A 17,267-nucleotide genomic window follows, 5' to 3' on the forward strand; every position below is an offset into this window, starting at 1 on the left:
TGTCACGGGATTGCCGGACGGGTGCTCAGGCGGTCTCCGCGGCGTCCGCCATCCGGCCGGTCCCGTGGCGGGACGAGATCGCCGTGGCTACCCGGACGAAAGCGGCGACCGCGAGCGAGTGCGAGTTCTGCGGCCACGCCACCGAGAAGGCGGCCTCCGGCGCGTCGTCGACCGGACGCCAGGTGAGCTGCGGCCGGGCGTTGCGCTCGGCGAGCGAGACCGGCAGCAGGGCGAGCATCCGCCCGAGTTCGATCTGGCGCAGCATCTGCACCATGTCGCCGAACGGCGGCACCTGCTCGCCGTGTCGTACGTAGACGTGAGCGCCGGGAACAGTCCGTTGATGCCCGGCCTCGATGTCGGCCATCCGCAGCCGGGGCCGTCCGGCGAGCGGATGCCCGGCCGGTAGCGCCAGCACCTGCGGCTCGCACAGCAGCGGCTCGACGTCCAGACCGTCGGCGTCGAACGGCTCGATGACGATCGCCACGTCGGCCTCGCCCGCGCGCAGCAGGGCCGGCTGCTCGCGCCAGCCGGTGAACACGACCTCGATCGGCACGGCGGCGTGCTCCGCCTGGTACGCCGCGAGCACGTCCTCGAGCAGGCCGCCCTCGACGTCGGCCTTCACCGCGACCACCAGCTTGCCTCCGGGCACACCCGCGGCTCGCCGGGCGCGTCGGGTGCCGGCGTCGAGCGCGACGAGCGCTGCCCGCGCGTCGGCGAGAAGCACCGCGCCCACCTCGGTGAGCGCGACGCTTCGGGTGGTGCGGTCGAGGAGGCGGACACCGAGGTCCGCCTCGAGCCCGGAGATCGCGCGCGACAGGGCCGGTGCGGCGATGCCGAGCCGCTCGGCGGCCCGGCTGAAGTTGAGCTCCTCGGCGACGGCCACGAAGTAACGCAGCGGCCGGGACTCCACGGGATTCATACCCTCAGGATAATAATGCCGCCCGAACTGGTCCTTCTCGCCCGCGATCGCCCGCGCGACGATGGGAACCATGATCGTCATCACGACACCCACGGGCACGATCGGCGCCGCTGTCGCCGAGTCCCTGCGCGCCGCCGACGCACCGCTGCGCCTGATCGCCCGCGACCCCTCGCGTCTGCCCGAGACCCTTCGCGAGCACGCCGACGTCATCGTCGGCTCCCACGCCGACCCCGCCGTGCTCACGACCGCGCTGACCGACGCCACGGCGCTCTTCGTGCTCGTACCACCGGACTTCGGCGCCCCGGACGTCACCGAGCACTACCTCGGCTTCGCGCGCCCCATCGCGGAGGCGGTACGTGCGCACGCCGTACCCCGCGTCGTGGCCGTCTCCTCGCTCGGCCGCGGCTTCCACGGCCCGGCCGGGCTGCTCTCGGCGGCCTGGGCGATGGACGACACGCTGGAGTCCAGCGGCGCGGCCTACCGTTCGCTGCAGGCGGCGTTCTTCATGGAGAACCTGCTGCACCAGGTCGACCTCATCAGGAGCCAGGGGATGTTCGTGCTCACCGCCGACCCCGACGCGCCGCTCGCGGCGGTAGCCACCACCGACATCGCCGGCGGGGCCGCCGACCTGCTCACCGACACCACCTGGACCGGCCAGAAAGATGTGCCCGTGCGCGAACCCGTCGACCACACCCCGTGCGAGATGGCGCAGATCATCTCCGAGACCCTGGGCCGGCCGGTCACCTACCAGCAGGCCACCCTCGCCGACTACCGCGCCCGGTACGCGGCCTCCGGAGCGAGCCCGGCGGTCGTGGACGCCATGATCGAGATGGCCGAGGCGCAGACGGCGGGCGTCTACCCACCCGCCCGCGACGGAGGCCTGGGGACGACCTTCCGCCAGTGGTGCGAATCGGTGCTCGCCCCATCCGTCGGCTGACCGGCACCGGCACCACGTCCTGGCACACCGAGGTCATCTGCCGGGCGTTCGGCGCCGGCACCGGCGACTCGCTTCCCTTGCTCACGATGCTCGAATCGCTGGACGAGGGCTGGCGACCAAACTGCGGCGGATCCGGGTGGATAGACTTTCGGGCGCTTCCAGACCATGTCCGTTCGAACTGGGACGCGTCCTCAACGATCATGAAACGCGAGGGGAATGGCCAGCAACGGGGTCGTCTTGCTCTCGGGCCCTCCGTGCTCGGGCAAGACCACGGCAGGGGCGGTCCTGGCCGCCGAGCGGTCCTTCTCGGGTCACGGTCGGATCCACCTGCAGGTCGACACCCTCTTCGACCTCCTGTTCCCTGGATCCGATCGAAATCGTGACGATCGCCTGCGCGCCTACGACGCCGCGCACCTCCTCGCCCGCATGTTTGTGGATCAGGAAGAGACGGTGGTCCTCGAGTGCACCTACGCTCGGCGTGACCAGCGCGCCAGTCTCCGGAGAGCGTTGGCCGGCTCCTCTGCATCGCTCTGGGTCGTCGAGTTCTTCGTGACGCCCGACGAGGCCGTGAGCCGATTCCGGGACCGTCATCAAGCCACGGATCTCGACGAAGCGCTCGTTCGCGAGCGGGCCGATGCGTTCCCGTACTTCGACGAGGCCCTCCGCCTGGAGTCATCCGCCGGGACCCCCGAGGAGCACGCCCAAAGCATCATCAGGTGGCTGCAACAGGGTCCTCGGCCGGTGGACCAGGAGGCGTGGACCCGGGCTGGAAGAGGCTGGACGCCCGCTCGTCGCGGCGTGCGTCGAAGTCCTCGGTAGGCCGAGGACTTCGATGTCCTAGAGCACGTCGAACTCGTTCCCCTCCGGGTCGGCCATCGTCACGTGGTCGGGCGTACCGTCTGGCGCGTCCACCCCGAGCACGGATCCGCCCGCGGCCACCAGTTTGCCGACCATCGCCTGGACGCGTGGCCACCGCACGTCGAACGGCTCGTGCCGGCCGCCGCCGGCCTGGATGTCGACGTGCATACGGTTCTTCACCACCTTCGGCTCGGGCACCTTCAGGAACGAGATGCTGGGCCGGGCGCCGTCCGGGTCCTTGATGAAGGCGCCGTCGTCCCACTCGTCCTGGGGAATGCCGAAGTGGGCGTGCCACGCCTCCCAGGTGGCGAACCCCTCCGGTGGGGAGGCCGGGACGTACCCCAGCGCGAGACACCAGAACGCGGCAAGCTCGCGCGGGCGGGCGCTGTCGACGGTCAGGGACCACTGCTCGGACATCACCTCACCGTAGAGGGTCGCTGTCGTACGTCGCCCGACCCACTGCTTTACTATGTTCCTAGTAAAGCAGTAAGGGGGCTACCGTGTTCGTCTTCCGGCTCGACACCCACTCCGGCGTGCCGCCGTACCTGCAACTCGTCCAGCAGGTCCGCCAGGCGGTGCTGCTGGGCTTCCTGCAACCCGGTGACCGCCTCCCGCTCATCCGCGAGGTGGTCGAGGACCTGGCGATCAATCCGAACACCGTCGCCAAGGCGTACCGGCAGATGGAGCAGGAGGACCTGGTCACCGGCCGGCCCGGCCAGGGCACGTTCGTCAACGCCCAGCAGTCGGCCGCGATGTCGGCATCGACGTACACGTCACTGCGACGCGGCCTGGCGACCTGGCTGCGCCGCGCCTACGCGGCCGGCCTCGACGAGCAGGCGGTCGACGCGCTCTTCACGTCCGTCCACCAGCAGACCAGGAATGAGGACGTGGCGTGACGGCGACGGAGTTCGCACTGCGCGCCGAGGGTGTGAGCAAGCGGTACCGCAAGGGCTGGGCGCTGCGCGACTGCACCCTGACCCTGCCGCCGGGCGGCGTGATCGCCCTGGTCGGGCCGAACGGCGCGGGCAAGACCACGCTGCTGCGCCTGGCCGTCGGGTTGCTGGCACCGACCACCGGCACGGTGGAAGTCCTCGGCCACGACGTCACCGCCAGCACCCCGCAGACCCTGTCCCGGGTCGGGTTCCTGGCCCAGGACCACCCGCTGTACAAGCGCTTCACCGTCGCCGAGATGCTCCGCTTCGGCCGGGCCTGCAACCTGCGGTTCGACCAGGGGCTGGCCGAGCGCCGGCTGGCGAAGCTGGGCATCCCGCTCGACCGCCGGGCCGGCACCCTCTCCGGCGGGCAGCAGGCCCAGGTCGCGTTGGCGCTGGCCCTGGCGAAGCGGCCGGACCTGCTCGTCCTCGACGAGCCGGTGGCCAGCCTCGACCCGCTGGCCCGGCACGAGTTTCTCCAGGTCCTCATGGGCGCGGTGGCCGAAGGCGGGGTGACCGTCCTGTTCTCCTCCCACGTCGTGCACGAACTGGAGCGGGTCTGCGACCACCTGGTCGTGCTCAACCAGGGTCGGGTCACGCTCACCGGTGACATCGACACCCTCCTCGCCGAGCACCGGCTGCTCGTCGGCCCGCGCACGGCCACCGACCTCGACCGGGCCGGCACCGTCGTGGAGGCGGTCCACAGCGACCGGCACACGACCCTGCTGGTACGCGACGGCGGGATACCGGTCGCGCCCGGGTGGCAGGCCCAGCCGGTCGCGTTGGAGGACCTGGTGCTGGCGTACCTGCGCCGGCCGTCCGAGCCGGTCGCCCCGGTCCCGTCGGAGGTGGCGGCATGACGTGGTTGATCTGGCGCCAGCACCGGACCGAGGTCTGCGTCCTGGGTCTGCTCGTCGGCCTGTTCGCCATCGTCCTGTTCGTGCTCGGGACGCAGGCCCACGACCTGTTCCCCGGCGGTCCCGCCCGGTGTGCGGGAGACGCCGGTGTCAACGATGCCTGCACGGCGTCCTTCCGCCGGCTCGACGAGGGGTACGGCAACGTCGAGAATCTCCTGGCGGCCTTCTATCTGGTCCCCGTCGTGATCGGCGCGTTCCTCGGCGCGCCGCTGCTCGCGCGTGAGCTGGAGGACGGCACCTGGCAGCTCGCCTGGACGCAGGCCGTGCCGCGGATGCGCTGGCTGGCGGCCAAGCTCGTGGCGCTGGCTGGCGTCACCGTCGCCCTCACCGGGATGTTCACGGCGGTGCTCACCTGGTTCCGTCAGCCGTTCGACGCGTGGGAAGGGCGGTTCCAGTACGACGCCTTCGACCTGGAGGGGCTTGTTCCGGTGGCGTACGCGCTGTTCGCGTTCGGCGTCGCCACCGCCGCCGGGGCGATCCTGCGGCGCAGCCTGCCCGCGTTCGGCGTCGCGCTCGGGGCGTTCCTCGCCGCCCGGATGACGGTGGCGTTGCTGGCCCGACCCGCGTACGCCACCCCGCTCACCACCATGGCGCCGGTCCCCGTCGGCGGCTCAAACGCGGGGCAACGGGCCGCGCCCGACTTCGCCGACTGGGTGGTCGAACGCGGCTACGCGGACGCCACCGGGCGCAGGCTCAGCTCGACCGAGTACCACGAACTGGAGGACGCCGCGAACCAGGCCGGCACCAACCTCAACCAGTTCCTGCACGCGCGGGGCATCCAGCAGTTCGGGGTCTACCACCCGGCGGAACGGTTCTGGACGTTCCAGCTCATCGAGGCCGCGCTGTTCGTCGCGGTCGCGGCGGTCCTGATCGGTGTGGTGGTGTGGCGGGTACGGCGTCGCACGATCTAGTGCCTGACCTCTTCATCGGCGACCATCGGTCAGGGGTGCGCACGGACCGTTGCTCCAGGAGATCATCTGCGGCACCATGATCGCGATGACTGAGCATCCGGACTGGCTGACCCGCTACGTGGCCGGGCAAGAAGATCGCGTGTGGCATGAGATTCGGCAGCTTGGCGCCCGCGTCCGTGAGCCAGCCTTCGCCCATGCGGCACAGGCGGTGTGCGACGAGATGGCCCGCCGGGCCCGGAGCAACATCGAAACCCTTGTCGCACGCCTACGCGAGCAGGGTTACCGATTCCACCAGAACGATGACCGCCAGACCCCGACGGAGCCGTACACGCCACCCGGCCCGAAGGCGGACGAGATCCTTCAGTGGCTGGAGAAGCGTCTCGGCCCACTGCCGATGACGCTGTCGTCATGGATCCGCATCGTGGGCGACGTGTGGTTGGTAGGAACGCACCCGCAATGGGCCAGCTCGGCTGCGGCCGATCCGCTCGTGCTGGAGGTGGCGGGGTCCCGCTACCCGAACAGCGACATCCTCGAGTACTACGCGGATGAGATCGAGGAGTGGGAGGACGACCAGGACGAACCATTCCTCCTGCCCGTCGCGCCCGACCACTACCACAAGGACAACGTCAGCGGCGGCGGTCCCTACGGCGTCGTCCTCCCCGACGCATCGGCCGACGCGCACTTCGTGGGCGAGGCCGGCATGCCCCTGGTGGACTACCTGAACTGGACCTTCCAGCACGGCGGCTTCCCCCGGCCCACCGGCGACGAAGCGCAGTGGGACGTCATCCACCAGCTCAGAGGCGGTCTACACCGACTCTGACGAGCACGAAGCGACTGGTGGCAAACGGGTACGGCGATCAGCTCTGTTGGTAGTTCACCGCGGCGAACCCACAGGGCTGGTGCAGGTGCAGGTAGTAAGCGCCCTCGCCGTACTCGTCCAAGTCCGCGCCGCCGACCAGACCCACGTAGTCCATCGGTTGACCGCACCCGGGGCAGTCCGCGTGCTCGGCGTCCTGGATCCAGTCGGGCCGCCCGCCCAGCGTCGAGCCGCCCTGATCCCAGGCACTCGCCTGGTAGGGGGTCGACCGTGCCGGGCCCAGAACCGGTGCCAGCGCCGGCGGGTCCTCCGGTTGAGCGTCACCGAGGTAGCTCGGGCGGGTGTTGCCGGTCCACCAGGTGCTGTCGCCGGCCGGGGTGACGTGGCTGTACAGGGTGGCGTAGCAGGCGCAGAACTGGCAGGTCTCGATCACCAGCCGGCCGGACCAGCCGGTGTGCATCATCGCGTCCCGGACAGCGGGTTCCGCCGTGTCGAGGTCAGCGGCGATCCACCGTGGCGAGGTACACCACGGGCAGGTGGGACCGTCCGTACGTTGCGGTATGTCGCGCATGACCCACTGGTACGCGGTCGTGCCGCAGAGATCCCGGCGGCTGCCGTCCGCGTCGACCGTCCAGCCGCCCTCGAGCGCGTAGCTCAGGACGCCGACGTGCAACTCGTCCGCACCGGCCGGCGGCCGCGTCGACCAGCGACGCATAGCGCTCTCGGCGAGCGGGTGCGTGGTATGCGCGAGGATGACGAGCAGATGGTTGAGCCGGTCCGGCGTGCGTCCGCCGTCGATCCGCTCGATGACCCGGCGCACCAGGTCGTCGCCCGCCGCCCGGTACACCCTCGCGGGCCACAGCACGTCGGCATCGAGCAGTGCGCCCAGGTACGGGGTCAGGCTCCGCGGGTCGGCGTCGGCGATCACGCACAGCTTCTCGATCGCGTCGTCGTCCTCGGCCGCAGCGCTCCTGATCAATTCTTCGATCACGAGGGCATGCTAGTCAGCGCACGCCGGAGCGGGACGCGGCACGGTGTTGATCGGATCATCACCACCTGTTGAATAGATGCTGACAAATCTTGGTGAGGCTTGACGGCATGGTCATCACCCATCGACGTCTCGTCGCCGCCACCCTCGTGGCCGCGCTCGCCCTGCTCGCCGCGTGGACACCGGCGCGCGGCGCCGGGCCGGCTCCAGCCGCCACCACCGCCGCCCCCAACATCATCTTCGTGCTCGTCGACGATCTCGCGTGGAACCTCGTGCCGTACCTGCCGCAGGTACGGCAACTACAGGACGAGGGCGCCACCTTCACCAACTACACGGTGACCGACTCGCTGTGCTGCCCGTCCCGCTCGTCGATCCTGACCGGCCAGTTCCCGCACGACACCGGCGTGTTCACCAACGGTGGCGCCGATGGTGGGTTCGCGGTCTTCAAGGACCGGGGCAACGAGAACCGGACCTTCGCGACCGTGCTCCAGGGCAAGGGCTACCGGACCGGGTTCATGGGCAAGTACCTCAACGGCTACCAGCCGGCGGACACGCAGGGCGGGTCGCAGCCGTACATCCCACCAGGCTGGTCGGAGTGGTACGGGGCGGGCAACGGGTACCCCGAGTACAACTACGACCTCAACGAGAACCACACCGTCGTCCACTACGGCAGTCAACCCGCCGACTATCTGACCAACGTGCTGTCCCGCAAGGGCAGGGACTTCATCCAGCGCGCGGCAGCCGCCAACACGCCGTTCCTGCTGGAGGTCTCCACCTTCGCCCCGCACAGCCCGTTCACCCCGGCCAACCAGGACCTCGACGACTTCCCCGGGCTCACCGCCCCGCGCACCGTGGCGTACGACCGGCTGCCCGCCAACCCGCCGTCCTGGCTGGCCGGCAACGGCCCACTTACCGCGCAGGAGAAGAGCAACCTGGACGCGAACTTCCGCAAACGCGCCCAGTCCGTCCAGGCCGTCGATCGGCTGATCGGCAACCTGCGCGCCCAGCTCACCAGCAGCGGCATCGCCGACGACACGTACGTCGTGTTCAGCTCGGACAACGGCTTCCACATGGGCGAGTACCGGTTGACCGGCGGTAAGCAGACCGCCTTCGACACCGATGTGCGGGTCCCGCTCGTGGTCGCCGGGCCCGGTGTCGTCCCCGGTTCGCAGCGTGCCGAGATCGTCCAGAACATCGACCTGGCGCCGACCTTCCAACGCATCGGCGGCGCGGACGTCGGCACGCACGTCGACGGGCGCAACCTGCTCCCCCTCGCCCAGGGCGAAGCGGCGCCGAACTGGCGTACCGGGGCGCTGATCGAGCACCGCGGCCCCAACCAGGCGGCCGACGACCCCGACGCCCAGGACCGGCGCAACGGCAGCCCCATCACCTACGAGGCGCTGCGGACGGCGACCTACACCTACGTCGAGTACTCGAACGGCGAGCGGGAGTACTACGACCGCACCACCGACCCCCACCAGCTCGACAACATCGCGGCCGGGCTCACGGCCACCCGCCGGGCCGCGCTGCACGACGCGCTTGAGGCGTACGTCGCCTGTCACAGCCACTCGGCGTGCTGGACGGCCGGACACGTGCCGGCCTGACCCGGCACCGCGCCGGTCCTGGCCTGCGGCGGCGCGCTGCCGCAGGCCAGGACCGCCGGCCTAGACGAGGTCGAAGGACTCCCACGGGCCAATCGCCGTGCGGTTCGCGATCAGCGCGCCGGCGCCGGCGTCCTCGGCGCAGACGTACCTGCCGTTCGCGGCGCTGCGGAAACTGACGCTGCCGTCCGGGTTCGTCACCTTCGTGAACGTCTCCCAGCCGCCGATCGCGTCGCGGTCGGCCACCAACGCCGCCGCGCCGGCCTCCTCCGCGCAGACGTACTTGCCGGTCCTGCTGGATCGAAGGGCCACCAGACCGCCACCGGCGTCGACGATGGTGAACGTCTCCGACGCCGAGGTCAGCGAGGCGACCAACGGCGAGCCTCCGACGAAGCGGCCGTTGGCTCGGGACCGGATGCCGACGGCGGCGGGCGGGGTCGGCGTGGAGCCGAGCACCGGTGCGGTCGGCCGGGTGGGGGTCAACGCGATCGCGCCCTTGAGCATCCGACCGCCGTCACCGCTGAGCCGCAGGTAGTAGTCCGCCGAGCACTTCGTGCCGTCCTCGTCCAACGGCAGGAACTTCGAGCCGACCGGGACGAACGCGGCCGTCTCGGCCGTCTTGGCAATCTGGTTGCCCTCGTTGTACTCGTCGAACATGGAGATGTAGATCGCCGGCGCGCCGGCCCTGATCACGTTGTAGAACTGCCGCCACATGAAGTCGCCGTGCGCACGCTGACGTTCCTGCAGGTCACCGGGGAGCACGCAGGGCTGGTAGTCGATGCCGTGCGCCACGCAGTCCTGCACGTCGGGCAGCGTGACGTTCGTGTAGAACCAGTCCGACCCGGAGACGTCGCCGATCCGGCCCACCATCCACGGCGAGATCATGTCGTACGCGTGGTAGACGTCGGAGAAGCCGGACCGCGAGTCGCCGTTGCTGTCGCCGCTGCGCCAGTGCGTCGGCGTACCACCCATGACGTACACGCCCTGCGCCTTGAACCAGTTGATGACGTCCAGGCAGACCGGGGCGCTCCACGGATGGTTGCTGTCGTTGAAGCCGAATCCCCAGATGCCGACGACGGGCTTGCCGTTCTGCCTCGCGTACGCCGGGGAGACCGTGTACGCCTTCATCTTGTTCGTCCAGTCGTCCTTGATCTGCTGCTGCATGTCCGTCCAGCCGCTGACGTCGTACATGATGTAGAACTTGCGGCCGAACTCCTCGGCCGCGTTGCGGACCTTGATCGTGACGGCGTCGCGGATCGGTCCCTCTCCGCCGACCGGGTTGAAGCGCTGTAGCGCGGCGGTGTCCAGCCCGTTCTCCCGCATCCAGCGGAAGTGCGTGTCCACGGTCTGCTGGTCGTAGGACGAGAACAGCGACGCGGGCTGCCCGTTGCCCAGGTTCTGGTATCCGGTCTTGTACACCCGGTCGTAGTCGCGCACGTCCGGCCACGACTTGAGCGCCTCGTTGACGGGCGACGGGGTCTTCTGCCAGTCCTGACCGTAGTGCCACCAGCCCGACAACGGGCTTCCGTCGCCGGCTCCGGTGAACCACCCCTGGTAGCCGACGGTGATCTTTCCGACCACGTCGCCGGGCGGGCTGACCGCGGCAGCGGCGGGACTGGCCGTCAGGGCGTCGAGCGAGACGCCGGCGACGGTGGCCGCGGTGCCGGCCATCGCGGAGCCGAGCAGGGTACGGCGGGACAGCCTCATGACAGTGGCAACTTTCCTCAGGGGACGTTTCGCCCGGATCGCGGAGCTGAGGGTGATCCGGACGGGATGAGGTTAGTGAGCCGGTTTGCCGAGCATCAAGCGGAGCGGAAGAACTTCAAAGAACCTTAAGAGTACGAGGATTCCGGCCGCGGATCGTCGACCGCCGACCGCTGCGGCCGGCCGGTGACCGGATGTGAGCCGGGTCATCCCGTCGGCCCCGAACTTTGCCCTCCGCCGCGAGCATCTTGCCGGGTGAAGGGCCCAACCCGGGCCGACGGTACGGACCTTGGATCATCCCCGATTCCGCTGAATGAGGCTTCTCGTGAAGGTGTGCTCTGGAACAGCGCGGGAGGCAGCCACCTCGGCCGCCGAGGTGGCCACCGCGGCGGGTCAGATGCTGCGGATACGTCGGGCCACGGCCGACGACCTGGGCCTCGTCAATCACTTCCACCTGCGAGACTGCTCCGCCGCGAGCCGGGCGGCCCGCTACCACGCGGGCCGGAACCGGATCCGGGCGAATGAGTGGCGGCACCTGACCCACCCCGACAACGGCTACACCGTCCTGATCTCGACGGGTGACCAGGACCGCCTGGTGGGCCTCGCCCATCTCTTCTGGCAGGAGCACGCGCCGCCGGAGGTCGCGATATTGATCGCCGACGACTGGCAGGACATCGGCGTCGGTACGACGGTCGCCCGGTGGTTGGCCGGACTGGCCGCCGCGCACGGGCACCTCGTTCAGCAGGCCTACATCGCGCCGGACAACGTACGCGCCCTGCGGCTGGCCCGTCACTTCGGCGCGATCGTCGACCGCCTCGGCTGAGCGACGGACGTCGATACACCACCACACGTCCCAGCGCCTGAAATCCTACTTGACACATAGGAAATGTGGGATAGCGTCGTATCCGTGACCAGCCAACACACCCTGCTTCAGGGCACCGCCATCGCGGTGTCGCGGGGATGCTGCCGTGGCTGGACCGCCGCCTGCGGCTGCTGCCGCTGAGCCCGCGATCCCCTCTGTTTCCACTCGCGCCGCCGGATCGACGACGACCGGCAGCCAATTCCTCGTACCGATCGACGGTTGCTCGCCGCCCTGGGTCCACGCGTACCCGTGACGGCGCGTAGCTGTCGTCGTCGACCCAGGAGGACAGCCATGACCGTCATCGCCGAACCCGTGACTCCGCTCGACGCGACCATGTTTCGTGCTCTTCTACGGCGGCACGCCGCCGGGGTCGCGGTGGTCACCGCCGCGGGCGAGCCACCGGTCGGGTTCACCGTCTCCTCGCTCACGTCGGTGTCGCTACGGCCGTCGTTGGTGTCGTTCTGCCTGGCCCGATCGTCGTCGAGCTGGCCGACGATCGCCGACGCGGAGCACGTCGCGGTGCACCTGCTCGGTGCGGACCAGGAGGACGTCGCGCGGACCTTCGCGACGAGCGGCATCGACCGGTTCGCGGCACATCCGGCGTGGCGGTACGGGCCGCACCGCGTGCCGCTGCTGGACGAACCGGTCGCGTGGCTCCTGTGTCGCGTGACCCAACGGGTACCCGCAGGCGACCACACCATCGTGATCGCCGAACCGCTGACCGCCAGCCACCGCGACGGTGCGCCTTTGCTCTACCACATGGGGCGCTACGCCGCCCTGCAACCAGCGACGAAGGAGTTGTAAGTGACCTCACCATCCCTCCTGGACCGTCGGGCCTTCCTGTCCGCGACCCTCGGCGTGGTCACACTGGGCCTGACCGGCTGCGCCGGCGACGACACACCCGTCGCGGCGTTGGCCGCGGGCGCTCCGCTGCCGCAGGCCGTGCCGAAGGGCACCAAGCTCGTCGTCGGGGACAAGGAGCACCAGAAGGCGATCGAGTTCTCCGGCGAGGCGGACAAGTTCAGCTTCGAGGTGGAGTGGGCGAACATCAGCGGCGGCCCGCAGACCCTGGAGGCGTTCCGCGCGAAGGCGCTGGACATCGGCTCGGTGGCGGACATCCCGCCGATCCACTCGCACTGGACCGGTATCCCCACGAAGATCGTGGCCTCGAAGTTCCGCCAGGACCCGCTCAACCACGCCATCTACCGGCTCGGCATCGCACCGGGCGTCACGGTCGCCACCCTCACCGACCTCGCGGGCAAGAAGATCGCGTACAGCCCGGGCCAGGCGCAGGGGGCACTGGTACTGCGGGTACTGCACAAGGCCGGCCTTGGCAAGAGGGACGTCAAGCTGGTCGAGCTGCCGAGCACGGGCGACGTCTACAACACCGCGCTCGCCAGCCGCCAGGTCGAGGTCGCGCCGATCGGCGGTGTCCAGATCAAGCGGTACGAGACCAAGTACACCCGGGACGGTGGCACGACGATCGCGCACGGCCTGCGCGACGACCCCGGTCACCTGTACGCGCCGGTCACCGTACTCGGTGATCCGGCGAAGGCCGCGGCGATCCGCGAGTACGTGCAGGCGTGGGCGCGGGCCTGGCGGTGGCGCGAGGCCAATCCGGATGAGTGGATCGAGCGGTACTACGTCAAGGACCAGGGCCTGACCGCCGACGACGGCAGGTGGCTGGTCGCGAACAGTGGCGTGGCCGACATCCCGGCGAGCTGGACCGAGGCCATCGCCCGGCACCAGGAGACCATCGACCTGCTGGCGAAGGAGACCGGCAACAAGCGCCTCACGGCTGAGGACCTGTACGACCGACGGTACGAATCGCTGGGCGCGCAGGCACTGACTGCCGGAGGTGCCCAGTGACCGCCTCGACCCTGGCCCGACCCCGGTCGGACGCCGCCGTTCGCGCCGGCCGGCCGCGACGCCGGCTCACGCCGCGCCGCCCCATCCCGTTCGGGGCGGCGATCGGCCCGACCCTGCTGCTGGCGGTGTGGGTGGCCGGCTCGGCCGCCGGCTGGATCGACCCCCGCACCCTGTCCGCGCCCTGGGCCGTGGTGACCACGGCAGGTGACCTCATCGCCGACGGCCGGTTGCAGGACAACCTGGCCATCTCGGCTCAACGGGCAGGCCTGGGCCTCGCCATCGGCACGGCCGTCGGCACGGCGCTGGCCCTGCTCGCCGGTCTGAGCCGGTGGGGCGAGGCCATCCTCGACGGCCCGGTCCAGATCAAGCGGGCCATCCCGGCCCTCGCGCTGATTCCGCTGCTCGTCCTCTGGTTCGGCATCGGCGAGCAGATGAAGGTCATCACCATCACGCTGGGCGTGTTCGTTCCCGTCTACATACATACCCACAACGGGCTGCGCACCATCGACAGCCGGTACGTCGAACTGGGCGAGTCGCTACGGCTGCGGCGTACCGCCTTCATCCGCCGGATCGTGCTGCCCGGCGCCCTGCCCGGCTTCCTGCTCGGCATGCGGTTCGCGGTCGTCGGGGCGTGGCTGTCCCTGGTGGTCGTCGAGCAGATCAACTCGACCAGCGGCATCGGCTACATGATGGAGCTGGCCCGCGAGTACGGCCAGACCGACGTGATCATCGTTGGACTCGTGCTGTACGGACTGCTCGGGCTGCTGTCCGACGGCGCCGTCCGGCTCGCGCAGAGGAGGGCGCTGTCGTGGCGACGCACGCTGGCGGACTGACCGCGTCTCGCGCCGTGCGCGTGCACGGCCTGGCGCGAGGATTCGGGGACCGGGTGATCCTCGACGGATTCGACCTGGAGATCACCAGTGGCGAGTTCGTCGCGCTGCTGGGGCGCAGCGGCTCGGGCAAGAGCACCATGCTGCGTGCGCTCGCCGGCCTGGACGGCGACGCCACCGGCTCAGGCCTGATCGACGTACCGCAAAAATCATCTGTCGTCTTCCAGGATGCCCGGCTTCTGCCGTGGCAGCGCGTGCTGGACAACGTCGTCCTCGGCCTGCGCGGGTCGGACGCCACCGAACGTGGCCGTGCCGCGCTCGCCGAGGTCGGCCTCGCCGGCAGGGATCGGGCCTGGCCCAATGAGCTGTCCGGCGGCGAGCAGCAGCGCGTGGCGCTGGCCCGGGCGCTGGTGTCCGAACCGGACCTCCTGCTCGCCGACGAGCCGTTCGGCGCGCTGGACGCGCTGACCCGCCTGCGCATGCATGCCCTCCTGCGCGTGCTGCATGCCCGGCACCGCCCCACGGTGCTGCTCGTGACCCACGACGTCGACGAAGCCATCACTCTCGCGGACCGCGTGCTGCTGCTGGACAGCGGGCGGATCGCCGTCGACCTCGCCATCGACCTGCCCGCCCCGAGGTCGTACCGACAGCCGCAGTTCCTCGCGTACCGCGAAACCCTGCTGCGGGCGCTGGGCGTCGACCAGACAGAAGGATGACCATGCTGCACCTCAACGCGTTCCTGATGGGCGTCGGCCACCACGAGGCCGCCTGGCGCCTGCCCGACAGCGACCCGTTCGCGCAGACCGACGTCGAACACTTCACGCGCCTGGCCCGGATTGCCGAACGCGGCAAGCTCGACTCGCTGTTCCTCGCCGACAGCCCGGTGCTCTGGAACAGCATCGGTCGACGGCCGGGCGGCACGTTGGAACCGACCGTGCTGCTCACCGCCCTGGCCGGAGCGACGAGCCGCATCGGGCTCATCGCGACGGCGTCGACGACGTACAACGAGCCGTTCAACCTGGCCCGCCGCTTCGCCTCGCTGGATCACGTCAGTGGCGGACGGGCGGGCTGGAACATCGTCACCACCGCCGGCGAGAAGGCGGCCCGGAACTTCAACCTGGACGACCTGCCGGCGCATCGGGACCGGTACGAGCGGGCAGCCGAGTTCATCGAGGTGTCCCAGAAACTCTGGGACAGCTGGGACGACGCCGCGCCGCTCGGCGACAAGGACGCCGGGCGGTGGGGCGACGACGAGCTGCTCTATCCGCCGGAGCACTCCGGGCGGTACTTCAAGGTTGCCGGCCCACTCAACGTCCCGCGCTCACCCCAGGGCTATCCACTGCTGGTGCAGGCCGGGTCGTCCGAGGACGGCAAGGACCTGGCCGCCCGCTACGCGGAGGCCGTCTTCACCGCCCAGCAGACACTCGGCGAGGCGCAGGCGTTCTACCGCGACCTCAAGCAGCGTGCCGCGCAGGCCGGCCGCGACCCGGACACCATCAAGATCCTGCCGGGCATCGTGCCGGCCATCGGGGCCACCGAGGCCGAGGCCCGCGCGCTGGAGGAGGAGTTGGACCGGTTGATCAAACCGGAGTACGCCCGGCAGCAGCTCGCCACGACGTTGCGGGTCGCCCCGGAAGACCTCGACCTGGACCGGGAACTCCCCGCCGACCTGCCGAGCGAGGACGAGATCGAGGGCGCGAAGAGCCGTTACACGCTGATCGTCACCCTGGCCCGGCGCGAACGCCTGACCGTCCGCCAACTCATCGGCCGGCTCGGCGGCGGGCGCGGGCACCGCACCTTCGCCGGCACGCCGGAGCAGGTCGCCGACGCCATCGAGCAGTGGTACCACGGCGGCGCGGCGGACGGATTCAACATCATGCCTCCCGTGCTGCCGTCCGGGTTGGAGACATTCGTCGACCACGTCGTGCCGATCCTGCAACGCCGCAAGCTGTTCCGCACCGAGTACACCGGGACCACCCTGCGCGAGCACTACGGGCTGACCCGACCGACAAACCAGTTCACGCGGCAACTCACCACCGCGTCCCGCTGACCCAGCGCGAAGGAGAAGTCATGGTCGACCAACGGCCCTTCGGACGCACCGGCGTCCGCATCAGCTCCCTGACCCTGGGCGCGATGAACTTCGGACAACGGGGCAACCCGGACCACGAGGACGGTATCCGGATCATCCACCGGGCCCTCGACGAGGGCATCAACGCCATCGACACCGCAGACGTCTACTCCAACGGCGAGTCGGAGGAGATCGTCGGAAAGGCCCTCGCGGGCGGGCGGCGCGACGACGTCTTCCTGGCCACCAAGTTCCACGGCCAGGTCGGTGACAACCCGCAACACCGCGGCAACTCGCGCCGCTGGATCGTCCGATCGGTGGAGAACAGCCTGCGCCGGCTGGGCACCGACTGGATCGACCTCTACCAGGCACACCGGCCGGAGCCGGAGACCGACTTCGACGAAACCCTCGGCGCGCTCACCGACCTGGTACGTCAGGGCAAGATCCGCTACATCGGCACGTCCACGTTCGAGCCGTCCACGATCGTCGAAGGGCAGTGGATCGCGGAGCGGCGCGGCCGGGAGCGGGTGGTCAGCGAGCAGCCGCCGTACTCGATCCTGGCCCGCGGTGTCGAGCGCGAGGTGCTACCCGTGGCCCAGCGGTACGGGCTGGCGGTCATCGGGTGGAGCCCGCTGGCGGGCGGCTGGCTGTCCGGCCGCTACCACTCCGGCCTGCAGGCGCCGATCTCCGGACGCGCCGAACGGCTGCCGGCCCGGTTCGACCCGACGCTGCCCGCCAACGCCGCCAAGCTGACCGCCGTCGACGAGCTGGCCACGCTCGCCGACGAGGCCGGCCTCTCCCTCATCCACCTCGCGATCGCCTTCGTCCTCGAACACCCGGCGGTCACATCGGCGATCATCGGACCGCGCACCCTGGCACACCTGGAGTCACAGCTCGGCGCCGCCAAGGTGACGCTGTCCAAGGACGTGCTGGACCGCATCGACGCCATCGTCCCGCCCGGCACCACGCTCAACCCCGCCGATGCCGGCTACCAGCCGCCGTCGCTGACCGATCCGGCCAACCGCCGACGCGTCGCCGGACCGGTCCGATGAGCAGC

Annotated in this window: 18 protein-coding genes; 14 read left to right on the forward strand and 4 right to left on the reverse strand. The window is 70.2% G+C overall.

Annotated features, from left to right (window positions below; translation table 11 throughout):
* Positions 1–25: 25 nt before the first annotated feature.
* Entirely contained in the window at positions 26–919 is an 894-nt protein-coding gene (locus ABZ272_RS13115; protein ID WP_355050147.1) for a LysR substrate-binding domain-containing protein, read from the reverse strand.
* Between the two features lie 70 nt (positions 920–989).
* Between ABZ272_RS13115 and ABZ272_RS13120 the strand changes: the two genes are divergently transcribed.
* Together ABZ272_RS13120 and ABZ272_RS13125 are read left to right on the forward strand one after the other, a co-directional pair.
* Positions 990–1,856: an NAD(P)H-binding protein gene (locus ABZ272_RS13120; protein ID WP_355050148.1), complete on the forward strand. Its 867-nt coding sequence runs from the start codon at positions 990–992 to the stop codon at positions 1,854–1,856.
* 216 nt (positions 1,857–2,072) lie between these two features.
* Positions 2,073–2,675, forward strand: coding sequence for an AAA family ATPase (locus ABZ272_RS13125; RefSeq protein ID WP_355050149.1), 603 nt, complete (start codon positions 2,073–2,075; stop codon positions 2,673–2,675).
* A gap of 18 nt (positions 2,676–2,693) precedes the next feature.
* Here ABZ272_RS13125 and ABZ272_RS13130 read toward each other — a convergent pair whose 3' ends face one another.
* Positions 2,694–3,131, reverse strand: a complete 438-nt coding sequence (locus ABZ272_RS13130) for a VOC family protein (protein WP_355050150.1) — start codon at positions 3,129–3,131, stop codon at positions 2,694–2,696.
* Between the two features lie 83 nt (positions 3,132–3,214).
* Between ABZ272_RS13130 and ABZ272_RS13135 the strand changes: the two genes are divergently transcribed.
* Genes ABZ272_RS13135 through ABZ272_RS13150 form a run of 4 tightly spaced genes read left to right on the forward strand, consistent with a single transcriptional unit; the run spans position 3,215 to position 6,294 of the window.
* Positions 3,215–3,610 (forward strand): GntR family transcriptional regulator, encoded by a 396-nt coding sequence (locus tag ABZ272_RS13135; RefSeq protein ID WP_355050151.1) that lies wholly within the window; start codon positions 3,215–3,217, stop codon positions 3,608–3,610.
* A complete protein-coding gene (locus ABZ272_RS13140) occupies positions 3,607–4,506 on the forward strand; it encodes an ABC transporter ATP-binding protein (RefSeq protein WP_355050152.1) in 900 nt (299 codons plus the stop codon). The genes ABZ272_RS13135 and ABZ272_RS13140 overlap by 4 nt, the downstream gene beginning before the upstream one ends.
* Positions 4,503–5,474, forward strand: coding sequence for an ABC transporter permease subunit (locus tag ABZ272_RS13145; protein ID WP_355050153.1), 972 nt, complete (start codon positions 4,503–4,505; stop codon positions 5,472–5,474). Before ABZ272_RS13140 ends, ABZ272_RS13145 begins: the two co-directional genes overlap by 4 nt.
* A 49-nt stretch (positions 5,475–5,523) precedes the next feature.
* Positions 5,524–6,294 carry a hypothetical protein gene (locus ABZ272_RS13150; protein WP_355050154.1) on the forward strand — a complete coding sequence of 257 codons (771 nt, stop codon included), beginning with the start codon at positions 5,524–5,526 and terminating at the stop codon, positions 6,292–6,294.
* 37 nt (positions 6,295–6,331) lie between these two features.
* On the opposite strand, the gene ABZ272_RS13155 is transcribed toward ABZ272_RS13150, so the two are convergent.
* Positions 6,332–7,282: a hypothetical protein gene (locus ABZ272_RS13155; RefSeq protein WP_355050155.1), complete on the reverse strand. Its 951-nt coding sequence runs from the start codon at positions 7,280–7,282 to the stop codon at positions 6,332–6,334.
* Between the two features lie 107 nt (positions 7,283–7,389).
* Between ABZ272_RS13155 and ABZ272_RS13160 the strand changes: the two genes are divergently transcribed.
* On the forward strand, positions 7,390–8,883 hold the full coding sequence (locus tag ABZ272_RS13160; RefSeq protein WP_355050156.1) for a sulfatase: 1,494 nt from the start codon (positions 7,390–7,392) through the stop codon (positions 8,881–8,883).
* Between the two features lie 60 nt (positions 8,884–8,943).
* Here the strand turns inward: ABZ272_RS13160 and ABZ272_RS13165 are convergent, their stop codons facing one another.
* A complete protein-coding gene (locus tag ABZ272_RS13165; protein WP_355050157.1) occupies positions 8,944–10,587 on the reverse strand; it encodes a lectin in 1,644 nt (547 codons plus the stop codon).
* A 328-nt stretch (positions 10,588–10,915) separates the two neighbouring features.
* Here ABZ272_RS13165 and ABZ272_RS13170 point away from each other — a divergent pair, with 328 nt between their 5' ends.
* The 7 genes from ABZ272_RS13170 to ABZ272_RS13200 all read left to right on the forward strand — a co-directional run bounded on the left by ABZ272_RS13170 (position 10,916) and on the right by ABZ272_RS13200 (position 17,262).
* A complete protein-coding gene (locus tag ABZ272_RS13170; RefSeq protein ID WP_355050158.1) occupies positions 10,916–11,407 on the forward strand; it encodes a GNAT family N-acetyltransferase in 492 nt (163 codons plus the stop codon).
* 330 nt (positions 11,408–11,737) lie between these two features.
* Positions 11,738–12,250 carry a flavin reductase family protein gene (locus tag ABZ272_RS13175; RefSeq protein ID WP_355050159.1) on the forward strand — a complete coding sequence of 171 codons (513 nt, stop codon included), beginning with the start codon at positions 11,738–11,740 and terminating at the stop codon, positions 12,248–12,250.
* Positions 12,251–13,315, forward strand: coding sequence for an ABC transporter substrate-binding protein (locus ABZ272_RS13180; RefSeq protein WP_355050160.1), 1,065 nt, complete (start codon positions 12,251–12,253; stop codon positions 13,313–13,315).
* Positions 13,312–14,148, forward strand: coding sequence for an ABC transporter permease (locus ABZ272_RS13185; protein ID WP_355050161.1), 837 nt, complete (start codon positions 13,312–13,314; stop codon positions 14,146–14,148). Before ABZ272_RS13180 ends, ABZ272_RS13185 begins: the two co-directional genes overlap by 4 nt.
* Positions 14,124–14,861 (forward strand): ABC transporter ATP-binding protein, encoded by a 738-nt coding sequence (locus tag ABZ272_RS13190; protein ID WP_355050162.1) that lies wholly within the window; start codon positions 14,124–14,126, stop codon positions 14,859–14,861. Before ABZ272_RS13185 ends, ABZ272_RS13190 begins: the two co-directional genes overlap by 25 nt.
* Positions 14,858–16,195, forward strand: a complete 1,338-nt coding sequence (locus tag ABZ272_RS13195; protein WP_355050163.1) for an LLM class flavin-dependent oxidoreductase — start codon at positions 14,858–14,860, stop codon at positions 16,193–16,195. The genes ABZ272_RS13190 and ABZ272_RS13195 overlap by 4 nt, the downstream gene beginning before the upstream one ends.
* 20 nt (positions 16,196–16,215) lie before the next feature.
* Entirely contained in the window at positions 16,216–17,262 is a 1,047-nt protein-coding gene (locus tag ABZ272_RS13200) for an aldo/keto reductase (RefSeq protein WP_355050164.1), read from the forward strand.
* Positions 17,263–17,267 lie beyond the last annotated feature (5 nt).

The sequence above is a fragment of the Micromonospora sp. NPDC005979 genome, assembly GCF_040614415.1.
In the GTDB taxonomy this organism is placed as follows: Bacteria; Actinomycetota; Actinomycetes; order Mycobacteriales; family Micromonosporaceae; genus Micromonospora.

Bases quoted from the DNA above. Each gene is read 5' to 3' on its own strand.
- ABZ272_RS13115 (WP_355050147.1), bottom strand. From the start codon at position 919: ATGAATCCCGTGGAGTCCCGGCCGCTGCGTTACTTCGTGGCCGTCGCC.
- ABZ272_RS13120 (WP_355050148.1), top strand. From the start codon at position 990: ATGATCGTCATCACGACACCCACGGGCACGATCGGCGCCGCTGTCGCC.
- ABZ272_RS13125 (WP_355050149.1), top strand. From the start codon at position 2,073: ATGGCCAGCAACGGGGTCGTCTTGCTCTCGGGCCCTCCGTGCTCGGGC.
- ABZ272_RS13130 (WP_355050150.1), bottom strand. From the start codon at position 3,131: ATGTCCGAGCAGTGGTCCCTGACCGTCGACAGCGCCCGCCCGCGCGAG.
- ABZ272_RS13145 (WP_355050153.1), top strand. From the start codon at position 4,503: ATGACGTGGTTGATCTGGCGCCAGCACCGGACCGAGGTCTGCGTCCTG.
- ABZ272_RS13160 (WP_355050156.1), top strand. From the start codon at position 7,390: ATGGTCATCACCCATCGACGTCTCGTCGCCGCCACCCTCGTGGCCGCG.
- ABZ272_RS13165 (WP_355050157.1), bottom strand. From the start codon at position 10,587: ATGAGGCTGTCCCGCCGTACCCTGCTCGGCTCCGCGATGGCCGGCACC.
- ABZ272_RS13175 (WP_355050159.1), top strand. From the start codon at position 11,738: ATGACCGTCATCGCCGAACCCGTGACTCCGCTCGACGCGACCATGTTT.
- ABZ272_RS13195 (WP_355050163.1), top strand. From the start codon at position 14,858: ATGACCATGCTGCACCTCAACGCGTTCCTGATGGGCGTCGGCCACCAC.
- ABZ272_RS13200 (WP_355050164.1), top strand. From the start codon at position 16,216: ATGGTCGACCAACGGCCCTTCGGACGCACCGGCGTCCGCATCAGCTCC.